Origin of the sequence: Kitasatospora sp. NPDC048298 (assembly GCF_043201465.1) — a bacterium.
Lineage (GTDB): Bacteria > Actinomycetota > Actinomycetes > Streptomycetales > Streptomycetaceae > Kitasatospora.
This window is the reverse complement of record NZ_JBICYZ010000004.1, coordinates 260633-276918: the sequence shown is the minus strand read 5'-3', so window position 1 is coordinate 276918 and position 16286 is coordinate 260633. Positions and strand designations below refer to the sequence as shown.

Below are 16286 nucleotides of genomic sequence, written 5' to 3'. Positions count from 1 at the left end.
CGGCCACGGCCACGGCTGCGGCCACGGCTACGGCTACGGGCCACGGCTACGGCTTCTGCGCCGTCGCGGGAGGCGCCGCGGGGCCGCCCGGCACGCCGCCGGGCTGCGCGGGCTGGCCGCCGGCCGGGGGCTGCGGCGCGGCCGGCGGGGTCACGGCGTACAGCTCGATGCCGAACAGCGAGTAGCCGTACTTGGTCGCCCGCGCCACGCCCTGCACCCGGACGTACCGGACCCCGGGCGCGTCGAAGCGGACCGTCTCGTCGCCGCCCTTGCCGTTGTCCACCGTCGCCGCGTTCGTCCAGGTGTTCCCGTCCGTCGAGACCTGGATCCGGTACGAGGCGGCGTACGCGGCCTGCCAGTGCAGCACCGCCGCGCCCAGCCTGGTCGGCTGCGGCAGCTCCAGCCGCACCCAGGCGTCGTCCTTGGCCGGCGAGGACCAGCGGGTCTTCGGATCGCCGTCGTTGACCGCCGAGGCCGGGAAGGCCGCCGTCTCGTCGCCCGAGGAGGTGGCCTTGGCGCCGGGCGCCAGGTCAGGACCGCCGGTGGGCGGCACCACGTGCACCTGGAGGACCTGCCGGACGGTGGTGCCGCCGGCCACGAACTGCACCGGCACCTGGTACGTCCCGGACGGCGTGTCCGCGGCGGCGCTCACCAGCAGCGGCACGCCCACCCGGCCGCCGCGCGGCACGCTCACCGGGCCGGCCGGGGTCACGGTCAGGCCCTTGGCGGCGGCCGGCACCTCGGTGCGCAGCTCGCCGGTGGTGCCCTCGGGGCGGCCGGCCTCCACGGTGGCCCGGGTCGTCACCGGGGCCGGGGCGCCGGTGACCACGTCCAGGGCCGGGTCGGCGAGGCTGAGCCGGGCCGCCGGGGCGTCCGCGTACCACGGGATCACCTGGTTGACCACCGGCGGGTCGCCGCCGGGCCGCCAGGTCAGCCGGAACGCGTCGGCGGGCAGCCCACCGGCCGACAGCTCGTTGTAGCCGGGCTGCACGGTGCCGAGGTCGGCCCAGGTGCCGTCGGCCCGGCGCACCGCGAGGGTGGCGGTGGCGTGCACGGCCGGGTCGGTCAGCACGGTGAGCCGGTCCAGCGGGCGGGCCGCGCCGAGCTCGACGACGAGCGGTTCGTCCATCGCCGTCGGTGCCTTGGCGGCCCGGTACGCGGTGTCCGGGTTGCCGTCCAGCACGGCGGAGGCGGAGGAGCCGGGCACCGCGTCGGGACCGCCGCTGACGCTGGCCGGGGACTCGTCCGGGGCGGTGACGGTGAACTCGCGCACCGCGACGGCGGTCTTCTGCGCGGTGGTGGCCCGCAGCCGCACCGCCCGTACCACGGTGCCCGGCGGGAGCTGGGCGCTGACCGTCTTCTGGTTCCTGACCACGGCGAGCTGCTTCCAGCCGCCCTCGCCGGTCGTGTACTCCAGCACGCCGTCGCGGATGTAGTCGTCCGAGGCGGTCCGGGCGTCCGGGCCGTTGCCCCAGCCGCCCATCAGCACGGTCACGCCGCTGACCGGGCGGCCCGCGCCGAGGTCCAGGCCGACCGCGTCGCCGGGCTGCGGCGGAGCGGAGCTCCAGTAGAAGGTGTCGGCCACGCCGTCGGTCATCAGCGCGGGCAGGTGGTCCTGCGCGGTGCCCATGGTGGTGGTCGGGGTGAGCGCGCCGCCGCCCACGCCCGCCCAGTTGTCGGCGGCGCGCACGGCGCGGTCCAGGAACGGGCCGAGCACCCCGGCGCCGACGGTGGCCGGGGCCCGGTCCAGCTGCTCGCGCAGCCGGTTGAGCTCGACCCGGGCCTTCCAGGCCGCGGTGCCGTCGCCGCCGCGCTGCGCCAGCAGCATGTCCAGGGCGGCCTGCCCGGCCAGCCCGTAGTCGCGCAGCGGGCCCAGCCAGGGCGCGGCCTCGCCGGCCAGCTGGGCGGTGGCCGGGGTGCCGGCCAGGGTCTGCTGGGCGGTGGCCATGGTGGCGAAGGCCTCCCGCAGCGGGGCGGCGGCCTCGACCAGTCGGGCGACGTCGGGGGTGGCGCCCGAGGTAGGCTCGGCGGCCGCCCAGAAGCGGTCCAGCAGCGGCGTCAGATAGCCGGACTCCTGCTTGGACAGCGGGGACGAAGTGCTGTTCCCGGCCAGCGCGGTGACCGCCGACAGCGCCGTCCCGGCGGGCGTCGGGGCGGCGCCGGTCGGCCCGGCCAGCGAGCGCACGGCGGCCTGCCAGGACTCCTCCGGCTTGTACCCGGCCGGGTTCCAGGCGAAGTCGCCGGCCGTCGAGAGGGCGATCCGGGAAGCCACCGGCTGCTGCATCGCGCCGGTCAGCAGAGCCGCCGAGCGGGTGGCCACCTCCGGGTCGCGCCCGGCGTAGGCGCCGAGGAAGAGCCGGTCCGGGGTGGCGTCGTTGACCGGGTAGTTGTCCATGGTGAGCAGCGGGTGCCCGTACAGCCCGGCGGTGTCCGAGGCCTGGGCGCCGGTGATCTTCTCCGGGATCACCCCGACCCCGCTCCACGCCACCTGGACGCCCTCCGGCAGCGCCGCCGCCAGCGCCTTGCGGTACGGGGTGGCGCCCTGCTGGTGGTACTCGGTGGGGACGACGGACAGCGGCGCCAGGCCCGGGTTCCGCGCCACCAGCCGGTCCTGCACCTTCTTCACCAGCTCGGCCTGGGCCTTGGCGGCCGCGGCGGGCCCGGTGCCGTACTCGTCGCGGTCGTCGCCGCAGTGCCACTCGTCGTAGCTGACGTCCAGGAACTGCAGCTGGAAGGCGGTGAAGCCGAGCTTGCGCAGCCCGTCCAGCTTGTTCACCAGCGCGTCCACGTCCTTGCCGGAGCTGAAGCAGAGGGACTGCCCCGGGTCGATCGCGTAGCCGAGCGTGACGTGGTTCTGCCGCGCCCGGAAGCCCAGCTCGCGCAGCTCCTCGGCCTGGGCCGCGGGGTAGGCGTTGCGCCAGCGGGAGAGCCGGTACGGGTCGTCACCGGGCGCGTAGAGGTAGAAGTTCTGCTTGGAGCGGCCCAGGAAGTCGACCTGCTCCAGCCGCTGCTGGGCGGTCCACGGGGTGCCGTAGAAGGCCTCGGCGGTGCCGCGCACCGGCGCGCCGGTCGGCCAGTCCCGCAGCGTGATCCCGGGCAGTCCGAGCCCGGCCGCACCCGGCGCCTGCCCCTGCCCGGCCGGTACGGCGGCGAGCAGCTGACGCAGGCTCTGCGCGGCGTAGAAGGTGCCGGTGGCGTCCACGCCGGACAGCACCACGACGCCGTACGTCCCGCCGCCCTGGGCGGGCAGCTGACCGACCGACAGCACGTACCCGCCGGCCGGCATCCCCGCGGTCGAGGGCGCGGCATCCTCCTTGCCGCCCGCCGCGACCGCCAACTGCCGCAGCACCCGGCCGGTCTCGCCGCCGGCGCCCTCGGCGGGCCCGCCGACGTACACCACCAGCGTGCCGGCGGCCGGCGTTCCGGCGTCCGGCTGCGGCGTCACCTCGGTCGCCCCGGCGACCTCCAGCACCTCGTGGACGGCCCGCACCGCGCCCTGGTCCACCTTGGGCGCGGTCACCAGCGTCACGGCCGACGGCACCGCGACGGGCCTGCCCGTCACCGTCTGCTGCTGCGGCTTCGGGAACACCTTCGGGTCGGTCACGCTGCCCAGCGGCGTCTGCGGCGCGGCGCCCACCACGTCCGGCGCCGAGGCCGCGGCGGGCGCCGCGTACGCCGTCGACGGCACCGAGCCGGCCAGCAGCCCGCCGACCACCGCCGCGGCCGCGACCCCGGCGGCTATCTGTATCGCCCGCCGCCCCGGCCGCCCGGCGGCCCGCTCGGCCCGCTCCTCCCGCACGGACGCCAGCAACGGCTCCGTCCCCTTGAGATCGGCGATCAGCCGGTCCGCCGTACGCGGCGCCAGCTGACGGCACGTCCGCGCCGTCGCCCGCCGCGCCGCCACCGCCGCGGGGTGCTGCACGACGTCCCGCAACGCGGGACTCTGCTCCAACTGCGACCGCAGCCGCCGCCCGGCCGCAACGGACACTCGGGCTTGCACAGGAGCCTCCTCGCCAGGCCACGACCACATCTCCGGCAACCCCACCAGCTGGCCAACCCGGGTGTCAACGCCGTCGACTGATATGCCTGAGTTGCCCCATTCCTCCCTCTCCGAAGGGCACCCGACAACGCGCAGGGCCCGCGCCGCCGACCGGCGACGCGGGCCCTGCCGCCCACTCGGAACCCGGAGGTCAGGAGCGCGGCGGAGCGGGAAGCACGGCCGACTTCAGCGTCGGGATGCTCCACTGCTGGTTCGCCCAGTAGCCGCAGCCCGCGATCTGGAGCCGTGTGCCGTTGGCCGCCGGCCCGCCGGGGATCTCGAAGCACTTGCCGGAGACCGGGTGGAACAGCGCGCCGTTCGCCAGCGGGATCCACTTCTGCGCCGCCGTGCCGTCGCAGGTGCGGTACTCGAGCTGAGTCCCGTCGGTCGTGCCGGCGTTCACCGTGGCGATGCACCCGCCCTTGACCCGGACGGTGCCGTCGTTCCCGAGGGCGAGCTGCTGCGCCTCGCTCCCGTTGCAGGTCACCAGCATGATCGGGTTGCCGTTGGCGGTGCTCGCGTTGACGTCGTCCACGCACATGTTCGAGTCGACGCCCGAGCGGACCACGCTGGTGAGGCCCGGCGCGCTCGGAGCCACCGCGAACGGGTAGACGGCGGTGCTGCTGATGGCTCCGTCGAAACTCGTGGACGGCTTGGACTGGTACCTGTACCGGCCCAGCGTGAACGGCCCCGAGGACGCAGGGCTGGCGCCGGCCCGGTGGACCTTGGTGCCGGCCAGGACGCCGTCGACGTAGAGCGCCATCGCCCCGGTGTCGGCGTTGTAGGAGGCGGTCAGCCGCGTCCAGACACCGAGCCGGGTCTGGGCGGCGGCGTTCTCCGTGTCGGTGTAGTCGTACGACCAGGTGTCGTCGTCCGAAGTCGCCAGGGCGAAGTGCCAGTTCCTGCCCGCGCCGTCGCTGTAGAGCAGGAAGTTGCTGCCGTGCGCGGTCTCCTGGCTGGCGACCACGCCGCCGGCCGATCCGGACAAGGCCCAGGCGGAGACGGTGAAGCTCTTGCGGGTGTCGACCACCGGCCCCGTCATGGTGACGTTCGAGCCGACGCCGGGGTTGAAGTAGCCCACGGTGGCCGGCCGGCCGTCCACGGTCTCCGGGCCCCAGCCGACGTTCGTGGCCCACCCGTCGGCGCGCTTCTGCCCGTCGCGGACGGTGTTGGTGCCGTCGTGCGCGGCCAGCCAGTTGCCGGCGGGGCGGTTGAGGTTGCCGAGCGCGACCGGGGCCTTCTCCAGGCCGGTCACGGTCGCGCCGCTGGTGGCGGCGGGCGCCTTGGTGCCGATGCCGGCCCAGGCGACCAGCTGGTTGTTGGTGTCCACGGCCCAGAGATCCGGGACGCCGTCAGCGGTGACGTCGCCGTTGGAACCCACCTTCGGGTACAGCTTGGGGTCGACGCCGTTGGCCAGCCAGCCCTTGGTGGGGCTGGAGAACGCGGAAGCGTCGAAGGTGTTCCCGGGAGCGGCCGCCAACTGGTAGGCGTGGATGGTGCCGTCGGTCTTCGAACGGGCCCACAGGGTGGGGATGTTCGTCCCCTTGGCCGGACCGGGGGTGATCAGGTCGTAGTAGTCCCAGTCCTGCTTGTCCTTGAGCAGGTCCGGTTCCGACAGCAGGATGGTGGGGCCGTCGAGGTGCTTGTTGGTGTCCTGTTGGCCGAGCCACAGCCGACCGTGTTCGACGAAGAGCAGCGAGGAGTTCGGCAGACCGGCCATGTTGGTCCCGGGGTTCCTGGGAGTGTCGCCGGTGGGTGATCCGAACGCCGCGATCTGGGTCACCGCGGACCAGTCGCCGCCGTTGTCGTACGTCGCACAGTCGATCGGCGTGTAGTCGGGCAGGATGCACGCGCGGCTCTTCGAGAGCTCGAAGGCCGCCTGACCGTCGAGATGCCCGGCCGTGTCGTCGTTGGCGTACAGGTAGAGCTTGCCGGCCCCGGGAGCGTGGGCGATCAGATCGTCGACGTTCCGGTCGCTGAACGAGCCCCGGTGGGTGATCTGTACGGTGCTCCAGTCCTGGTTGTCGGCCGCCCCCGGCGCCGAGGCCGGCTTGGTGTTCGGCGCCGCGTACGGGTCGGCGTTCGCGCCGACCAGGCGCAAGGAGCCGGTGCCGTCGGGCAGCAGGACGTCGGCCTTCCGGTCGCCGTCGATGTCGCCCATGACCGGGTCGCCGGCGGCGGGGTTGCTCGGCACGAAGAAGGTGTACGCGACCGGCTGGGACATGTTGCCGGCGTTGTCCTGGGTCTGCAGGTAGAGGAAGTTCGTCCCCCAGTGGTTGGCGATGAAGTTCTTCAGCTCGAAGCTGCCGTCGCCGTTCATCTTGACGACGTTGCCGCCGTCGTTGCAGTTCCAGCCGGTGGCCGACGCCTGGATCGGGTCGGTGGTCCAGCGTGCGCAGGCCAGGCCGGAGGAACGGCCACCGGTGGCCGGGGCCGGGTCGGTGCCGGTCAGGACGAAGGAACCGGGCTCGCCGACGCGCTTGGGGTGCCCGCCCAGGGTGCCCGACTCGGGGAAGTCCGTCGAGGTGATGCGGGCGGTCGGCGGAGTCCGGTCGACTCGCAGGAAGCACATCCGGCTGTTGCCGCTGGCGAGCGTGCCGTCGGTGGTGGCGGCGAACCAGCCGTACTGGTGGCCGTCGATCAGCGACCCGACGCTCGCGTACTTGCGGCCCGAACTCGCCGCCCAGCCGGTCTCGTAGAGCTTCGAGGAGCCGTTGTCGTCGTCATCCCAGATCTTGAACGCGGTCCAGAGCTGCTCGCCGGTCGGCGACCAGGTGTCCGCGCTGAGGGTGATGTCGGTGTTGATCCCGACCCAGCCCGGGTTGTCCCAGGGGTTGGTGGTGCCGCGGGTCTGGCACAGGTCGGAGGTCGCGTCGCGCGCGAAGCCCGGGTTCGGGCTGGTGGTGGGGTCGCCGACGTGGGGTGTGAAGTCGTAGGTCACCACGATGTGTGGGTTGTTGGCCCACCGCTGGCGGTAGTACTTGTTGCCCTCGTCGTCGGGGGCGAACATGAAGGTCCAGCCGTCCCAGTGCTCGCGGGCGGCCTGGACCATCTGGCTGTAGACGTCGAACTCCTTGCCGCCGCCGCCGGAGATCCAGTTCATGCCGACCTTGGAGCAGTTCCACGGCTCGGGGCAGGGCTGGGCGTTCCAGCGCGTCCACTGGTTGATCGGGTTGCTGTTGCCCGCCCCGGTCGAGTACAGACCCATCGGAGTGGAGGTCGAGGGGCTGGATGACTCGGCGACGGTGGCGTAGAGCTTGGCGGTGAGAACGGTCGAGTCCCAGAACGCCGAGTTCAGACCCAGCTGGAAGTAGGCGCGTTCCTTGCCCTCCTTCTCACAGCGGTTTCTCGTGTCGATGTAGCCGCAGTAGCCGGCCGCAGGCGTGTCCTGGCCGAGCTGCGTGCCGTTGTACTCCATCGTCCCCGGGTAGGCCGACTGCACCTGGGCCCAGGCCTGGGTGCCGTTGTCGACACTGGGGTTCCAACCGGGGTCGATGAACCAGGGGCCGGTGCCCTGCCCGAGGAGCGAGGCGTCCGGCACCAGGTCGATGCCGCCGCCGCTGACGGAGGTGGCGATCGGCGCGGTCCGGGCGCCGGGGCCGGGAGCCTTGCTGTCGGACCCGACGGCCTCCGCCGTGCCGTCCGCGGCGGGTGCTGCGGCGGACTGAGCCGCGGCCTTGGGCTCCGGGACCGGAGCGGTGGACGAGTCCCACATGACGGGTGCCGGAGCCGTGAAGCGGGCCTTGCCGGAGGCGTCCTCGGCCGACAGGTTGCCGGTGGCGTCCGCCTTGACGGTCAGTCCGTCGACGGCCGTGTCGAGGTGCAGCTTCTGGATCTTCGGGTCGGCCGCCGCCTGGGCGGTGCGCACGATCAGGACCTGGCGCAAGCCACCGGCGGGAGTGGCGCTCAGTTCCAGGTCGACGTCGGGCAGGACGGAGCGGTAGAGGGCACTGCTGCCGGAGAGTTCGGGCTTTGGCAGAGTGAACGGTGCCTTGATCGACAGCTTCTTGCCGTCCGTGGTGGCCATGGTGGCCAGCGCGCCGGTGCCGCCTCCGGAGAAGGTGAGGCCGGAGGGCACGGCGGTGGGCGTGACCGTCCCGTCGGGGGTGGTCCGCAGCGTCGCGTCCACGGCGCGCCAGGTGCCGTCGGCGTTCTTGACCCGCTCCACCACGGGCGAGGAGTCGGTGGTCAGCGTGCCGTCCGGGTTGGCCGTGGTCTGGCTGCCACCCGTGGTCATGGAGTCGACCACGATGGGCTTCCCGGTGCTCTTCGCCTTCGCCTGGGCGGCGCGTATCGCCTCGGTCCGCGCCGAGCGGGAGTCGGGCTGCCCCTTGGCGGGTGGCGTCGGCCACGAGGCGTCGGCGGGACCGTGGTTGCGGTCGGCGGGAGCCGCTGCCGCGATTCCGGGTACCGCCAGCAGCCCGGCGCCCAGGGAGAGGACGGCCGTGCAAGCGAGCGGCAGGAGAGCCACTCGGAATGTCCGGATTCCCGCAGGTCGTCGCGAAAAGGACGGAGATGGAGGATGTGACCTCGACATGAAGACCCCCTCGTCATTGGTGATGTGAGCAGAGATCGGACGCACGCTGCCTTCACATTTGCTTCGCTGTCAAAGCGTTTTGTCGACGAGGTGTCCGAGTTGTCGGGGTGGTAACGCCTTGCTCTCCGGGTGACATTGATCACAGGGGAAGCTTTTACTTCTTTCCTACTTTTGATCGGTCGTGTGCGCCTAAGGTGCCGGGGGCCTGGGCCGGTCCGGTCGGCCCGATTCGAGCTCCGACAATCTGTGGGGGGATCAGTTGTCTCGTTCTGTCCGCCTGTTCACCCGTCCGCGAAGTTTGCGGGTGGCCGTGGTGGCGGCTCTGGCCGTCACCATGTCCGTGGTGACACTCCCTTCGGTGGAGGCGGTCGCCCAAGCGGCCGCCCCTCCCGACGTGTGGGTGCCACCGAATACGCCGGTTCCGGACGCCCAGCCGGTGAAGGGCGCCGACGGCAAGCCCGCCGGCCACACTCCGGACCCGGGCAAGAAGTGGTCGCCGCCGGCTGACTCCAGCCCGCCGGCCGGCCGAGCCACCGCCGTCCTCGGCGGTGCCGGTGCCGGTGCCGGCGCCGCCTTGGCGCCGTCGGCGACCGACACGACGCCGACCTCCGTCCCCGTGCAGGCCGGTTCGCTGCCGGTCTGGGTCGCCCCGGCGCCCGGCACGAAGCCGGCCGCCCTCGCGGCGCCGGCGGCCCAGGAGGCCTCATCGGCGCCCCAATCCCCGGCGCTCCAGATCGAACTGGCCGACCAGGCCCGGACCAACGCCGCGGGTGTGAACGGCGCCCTGCTGGGCGTCACCGACACCGGTGAGGGTGCTCAGGCCGGTCGGGTCCAGGTGGGAATCGACATCCAGGCCTGGGCGAAGAACGCCGGCGCCAACTGGGCCTCGCGAGCCCGGATCGTCCAGCTGCCCGGTTGCGCGCTGACGACTCCGGGAGCCGCCGGCTGCGGCACGCGCACCCCGGTCCCGTCGCATCGGGACGCCGCGACCGGCCGTCTGGTGGCCGAGGTCGACGTTCCGCAGCCGACCACCTCCGTCGCCGCCAAGTCCTTCGCCTCCGGGGCCTCCGGGAGCCCGGCCGGCACCGCTTCGGCCGTGGCACTCGCCGTCGAGGCGGAGGCCAAGGGCAGTGGCGGTGACTTCAGCGCCTCGCCGATCACCCCGTCCGCCTCCTGGCAGGCCGGCGGTAACGCGGGCAACTTCACCTACGGCTACACCGCCGAACTGCCCTCCACGCTGGCTGGCCCGGCCCCCGACGTCTCGCTCGGTTACGACTCCTCCGCGGTGGACGGCAAGACCGCCTCCACCAATGCCCAGCCGTCCTGGGTCGGCGAGGGCTGGGACTGGAACCCGGGCTCCATCGTGCGCTCCTACAAGGGCTGCAAGGACGCGGGGATCGACAAGTCGGGCGACCAGTGCTGGGGCGGCGACCTGCTCCAGCTCTCGCTCGCGGGCCATGCGGGCCAGCTGGTCAAGGACGACAAGTCCTGTGAGTGGCACCTCCAGGGCGAGGACGGCACCAAGGTCGAGCGGCTGACCGGCCAGAACAACGGTGCCTGGAACGGCGAGGCCTGGCGGATCACCACCACCGAGGGCACCCAGTACTACTTCGGGGCCAACCACCTGCCCGGCGGCGACGGCACCGACCAGGCCAGTAACTCGGTCTCCACCGTGCCGGTCTACTGGCCCGGCGGCCAGGACCCGTGTCTGAAGACCGGTTCACCGGCCACCAACTCCTGGAACCAGATGGGCTGGCAGTGGTCGCTGGACTACGTCGTCGACCCGCACCAGAACCTGATCACCTACCGGTACGACCAGGAGCAGAACTACTACGCCCGGGGCGGCGGCCAGAACAACGGCAACGGCACCCGGACGCAGTACCAGCGGGCGAGCTACCCGACCTGGGTCGGCTACGGCCAGCGCCTGCCCGACCAGATCGCGGCCAAGGGCAAGGCCAACCCGGCCGCCCAGGTGTGGTTCCGCGCCGCCGAACGCTGCCTGCCGGACAAGGACTTCAGCTGCGATCCGTCCCTGCGGACCAAGGCCAACGCCAAGCGCTGGCCGGACACCCCGGTCGACCAGAACTGCGACGCGACCGGTGACTGCACCGTCTACTCGCCGACCTTCTGGACCACCAAGCGCCTGACGAAGGTCGACACCGAGGTCTGGGACGGCGCCAAGTACCGCCCGATCGACTCCTACGCCCTCAACCAGTCCTTCCAGGAACCGGGCGACGGCACCTCGCCGTCGCTCTGGCTGGACTCGATCCAGCGCACCGGCAGCAACGACCGCACACCGATCACCCTGCCCGCGGTGTACTTCCAGCCGCTGCAGATCGCCAACCGCGTCACGGGCCGGATCGTCCAGCCGGACGGCACCTCGGCCTCGATCGAGCCGTACAAGCGTCCGCGCATCCAGAAGATCACCACCGAGACCGGCGGCCTGATCAACGTCGTGTACCGGGCCGCCGAGTGCTCGCGCGAGGCCGGCGGGAAGATGCCGGCGTCCGAGGACAGCAACACGATGGCCTGCATGCCGGTCAAGTGGTACCTGCCCGGGCAGACCGCGCCGGACCCGGTCAACGACTGGTTCAACAAGATCATCGTGCAGTCGGTCACCCAGGAGGACTCGGTCGCCGGCGGCCAGCCCGCGGTCGTCACCGACTACGAGTACGGCGGCGGCGCGGCCTGGCACCGCAACGACTCCGAGATGGCCGACCCCAAGGCGCGCACCTGGGACCAGTTCCGCGGGTACGCGACGGTCACCACCCGCAGCGGCAGCGGCAGCGACCTCGAGGCGCCCCGCACCAAGTCGGTGACGACCTTCCTGCGAGGCATGGACGGCGACGTCCTCGCCAACGGCACCACCCGCCAGGTGTCGGTGAAGGACGCCCACGGCGGCACCATCAAGGACGAGAACGTCCTGGCCGGTTTCGTCCGCGACTCCGCCAACTACACCGGTGACAACGGCGAGTTGCTCTCCACCGTGGTCACCGACCCCTGGCTCGGTCCGATCACGGCCACCCGCAACCAGTCCGGCGGCATGCCCGCGATCACGGCCCGGGCCGTCAACGCCCTGAAGGCGACCAACCGCGAGAAGCTCGCCAACGGCGACTGGCGCACCCGTGAGAGCTCCACCACGTACGACTCGACGTCGTTCGCCCGTCCGCTGACGGTCTACGACAACGGGGACGTCGCGCACCCCGAGCAGTTGCTCTGCACCTCCTTCGAGTACGCCACCGGCCCCGGTGGGGCGCCGACACTGCTGGCCTCCCGCACCCTGGTCCTCAAGGGCGCCTGCGGTCAGATCGCGACCAAGGACAACACGGTCGCCGACACCCGGTCCTACTTCGACAACATGTCGCTCGGCCAGGCCGGCGCCAAGGCCGAGCAGACCTCGTCCGAGGTCCTGGAGCGCTACGACGAGGCGGGCAGGCCGGTCTACCGGGCCACCGCCCGCGCGAGCTTCGACGACTACGGCCGGGTCATCAGCACCGTCGACCCGACCCGCACCGACGCCACCCACCCGGGCGGCGCCGAGACCAAGACCGCCTACTCGCCGGCGGCCGGCCAGCTGCCGACCCAGGTGACCCACACCAACCCGATGGGCTGGCAGACCGTCAGCACCCTCGACGTGGGCCGTAGCTCGGCGCTCAAGATCAAGGACGAGAACGGCCGGATCAGCGAGCAGGAGTTCGACTCTCTCGGCCGCGCCGTCGCGGGCTGGAGCCCCGGCAACGACCGCGCGACACACCCCACCCGTCCCAACCGCAAGTTCTCGTACTCGGTCAACGGTTCCAACGCGCCCTCGCAGGTACTCTCCCAGGCCCTGATGGGCAACATGGAGGGCACGGAGGAGACCTACACCTCCAGCTTCACCATCTACGATGGCCTCGGCCGAATCCGCCAGACCCAGGCCAGCACCCCCTCGGGGGCAACCGGCCGGATGATCACCGACGCGCTGTTCGACTCGCACGGCTGGCAGGTCAAGACCAGCGCCGCCTACCACAACGACCAGGCGCCGCCCAGCGGTCAGCTCTTCCTACCCAACGGCGGGGTCCAGCCGGACAGCAAGATCCCGTCCCAGACCGTCAAGAAGTACGACGGCATCGGCCGGGTCGTCGACTCGATCTTCCAGTCGTACGGCATCGAGCAGTGGCGCACCCACGCGGACTACCTGGGAGCCGACGAGGTCCGCACCACCCCGCCGGCCGGCGGCTACGCCACCGCGACTGTGTCGGACGCCCGCGGCAACACGGTCGCCCTGCGCCAGTACAAGGCCAACACCCCGACCGGCGCGTACGACGAGACCACCTACGGCTACATGCCGGAGGGCAAGGAGGCCTGGCGCAAGGACGCGGCCGGCAACCGGTGGACGTATGAGTACGACCTTCTGGGCCGACTGGTGAAGTCCACCGACCCGGACTCGGGCACCGGGACGACGGCGTACGACGACAGCAAGAGCCTCGTCACCGTCACGGACTCCCGCGGCAAGAGCGCCACCAGCGTTACCGACCTGCTCGGCCGCAACATCGCAGCCTACGAGGGCACGACGGCCGACCCGGCCAAGAAGGTCGCCACCTGGACCTACGACAGCCTGGCCAAGGGCAAGCCGACCTCCTCGACCCGATACGTGGGCAACGACGCCTACACGTCGGAGATCACCGGCTACGACATCGGATACCGCGAACTCGGCGCCAAGGTCACCATCCCGACGGCGGAGAAGGAACTCGCGGGGGTCTACCAGACCGACAACACCTACAACGCCGCAGGCCGCCTGACAACCACGACCATGCCGGCAGTGGCCGGCATGGGCAGGGAGAAGCTGACTTTCGCCACCGACACCGTCGGGCAGTTCGGCGGACTCACCAGCAGCTTCGGCGCCGCGAAGTCGACCCTCGTGGCCGACGTCCGCTACGACCCGTACGGCCGGCCGTACCGCACGACAGTGGGTGGCGCGGGCGCGCAGGTGGTCGCCACGATGGTGATCGACAACGCCACCGGCCGGGTGACGCGCTCGATCGTGGACAAGCAGACCGCCGAGACCGCTCACGTGGACTCGGTCGACTACACCTACAACCCGCTGGGCCAGGTCACCTCGGCCCGCAACGCGCAGGACGGCCAGGTCGCCGACCTGCAGTGCTTCACCCACGACTACCTCGGGAGGCTCACCCAGGCCTGGACCGACTCCGGCACCCAGACCACCAAGCCGCAGCCGAACGTTCCCGGCATCGGCGCCTGCACCAACACCGACGGCCCGGCCGTCACCGCCGGCAAGCCGAGCATCGGCGGTCCGGCCCCGTACTGGCAGCAGTACGAGTACGACCTCATCGGCAACCGCACGAAGCTGGTCCAGAAGGACGTCACCGGCGACGCCGCCAAGGACGTCACCACCACCCAGACCTTCGGCACCGGCCCCAACACCCCGTCCACCGACCCGAAGACGGGCGGCGGCACGGGCGGTCCGCACGCGCTGATGAAGTCCACCCGGACCGGCCCGGCCGGCACCGCGGTGACCTCGTACACCTACGACGCCGCGGGCAACACCACCTCGATCACCGACACCCCGGGCACCAGGACGCTGACCTGGAACGGTCAGGGCAAGCTCGACCAGATCACCGGCACCAGCGAGAGCGGCGCGACCAGCTACCTCTACGACGTGTCGGGCAACCAGCTGATCCGTCGTGATCCCGGCAAGACCACGCTCAACCTGGGCGCGGATCAGATCACCCTGGACACCACCAGCAAGGCCGTCACCGACGTCCGCAGCTACGGGGCGCCCAACGGCCTGTCCATCACGCGCACCACGACCAGCGGAACGTCGACGCTGGCGTACCAAGGGGCGGATCCACACGGCACCAACGGCGTACAGGTCGACTCGGCAACCCTCGCCCACGTCCGCCGTCCCACCGACCCGTTCGGCAACGAGCGCGGTACCCAGCCTGCGGCGGGCGTCTGGGCCGGGGACAAGGGCTTCGTCGGCGGCACCAAGGAGAAGTCGACCGGCTTCACGCTTCTCGGCGCCCGTGAGTACGACCCCGGGACGGGGCGCTTCATCAGCCCCGACCCGATCGTGGACGCCGGTGATCCCCAGCAGTGGAACGCGTACGCGTACGCCAACAACAGCCCGATCAACAAGTCCGACGCCAACGGTCTGAAGCCCACGTGTGACACTCAGGCAGAGTGTGACGGCCTCACAGCCGCAATGGACAATGGTCACGGCTACACCTGGATCACCCCCGCGAGCTGGTCGCCGCCCACGGTGCCCCCGCCGCCGGTGCCCACGCCGGGAGAGCGGGCCGCGGGCCAGGCACTCGACACCGCGCACAAGAACCTCAACGAGAGCAAGCGCAAGCGCGACGAGCTCGTACACAAGGTGGTCGACATCGTCGGCGACCTGATCGGCTTCAACGACGCCCGCGACTGCTTCACCAAGGGCGACGTGATGGGCTGCATCAACACCGCGCTCAACGTGGTGCCCTGGGGCAAGGTCGTCAAGGTCATCAAGGCCGGACTCCAGGCCCTCAAGATCTACCGGGAGATCGAGAAGGTCTACACCGCCATCCGCTCCGGCGAACGCGCGGCCAGGGAAGCCGAAGCCGCGTACGTCGGCGCAAAGACGGCCGCGGCGGAAGCCAGAGCGGCCGAGAAGGCCGCAGCCAAGGCAGCAGAAGAAAAAGCGGCAAAGGAATCAGCAGCGGACGCTGCGGGAACGGATTCCAGGATCGCGGCCAAGGAAGAGGAATCGGTCGGCGGAAGCTGCCTGAACAGCTTCCCGACCGGGACGCGGGTCCTGATGGGGGACGGCACCCTCAAGCCGATCGAGGACATCCAGCAGGGCGACGTCGTCATGGCGACCGACCCCCAGACCGGCGAGACCCGCCCCGAGACCGTCACCGCCACCATCACCACCCCCGACGACAAGGACTTCACCGACCTCACCCTCACCGACGACGCCAGCCCGCGCGGCCCCCCGGCCGACGACCAGGCGAAGATCACCTCTACTCACCACCACCCCTACTGGAGCGAGACCCGCCAGCAGTGGGTTGACGCCGGCGAACTGACCCCCGGCGAACAGCTCCGCCAGCCCGACGGCACCACCCTCACCATCCAGTCCGTCCGCAACTACCCCTACGCCGTCACCACCCACAACCTCACCGTCAGCCTCCTCCACACGTACTATGTGCTGGCGGGTACCACACCGGTCCTGGTGCATAACTGCGGCGAAATCGATTACGGAAGTATCGATGCTGATGGGCGACGTTCCGGAATAGTCGCAGAAGTTACGCCGCAAATGGTCGACACTGGAAATAAAGCATCAACCAGGATGCGGCCGCCGGGTTTCGTGAGCGGTGCCAACGGGGATGCGCGTGGGCATCTTCTTCCGAAGGCGCTGGGCGGATCAGGAAATACGCCGGAAAACTTCGTCAGGACGACAGCTGCCATCGACAACGGTCCCATGAATGAGTTCGAGAAGGAAGTTGCCAAATACGTCTCAAAGGGTAATACCATCATGTACTCGGCGACGCCGCACTACCGCCCAGGAAGCAATATTCCATTCGCTGTGTCAATTGAGGCGTTCGATGACACAGGATGGTTTATGGGTAGGACGTTCATGCAATAGCGGCAACCGATGATGAATGTGGCTGGCGCAGTGACTGCGGGTGGCCCGTCCGAATCTCAAACCGATAAATGACGTACGGGCAGAGC

Annotated in this window: 3 protein-coding genes; 1 reads left to right on the top strand and 2 read right to left on the bottom strand. The window is 71.1% G+C overall.

What is annotated here, in order from left to right:
- Positions 1–46: 46 nt before the first annotated feature.
- The gene (locus tag ACGF0D_RS05510) at positions 47–4000 is read right to left on the bottom strand and encodes a beta-N-acetylglucosaminidase domain-containing protein (RefSeq protein WP_392914068.1); all 3954 of its coding nucleotides are present in this window, start codon (positions 3998–4000) and stop codon (positions 47–49) included.
- A gap of 190 nt (positions 4001–4190) precedes the next feature.
- On the bottom strand, positions 4191–8510 hold the full coding sequence (locus ACGF0D_RS05505; RefSeq protein WP_392914067.1) for a ricin-type beta-trefoil lectin domain protein: 4320 nt from the start codon (positions 8508–8510) through the stop codon (positions 4191–4193).
- A 409-nt stretch (positions 8511–8919) separates the two neighbouring features.
- Here ACGF0D_RS05505 and ACGF0D_RS05500 point away from each other — a divergent pair, with 409 nt between their 5' ends.
- A complete protein-coding gene (locus tag ACGF0D_RS05500; RefSeq protein ID WP_392914066.1) occupies positions 8920–16200 on the top strand; it encodes an RHS repeat-associated core domain-containing protein in 7281 nt (2426 codons plus the stop codon).
- The last annotated feature ends 86 nt before the right edge of the window (positions 16201–16286 follow it).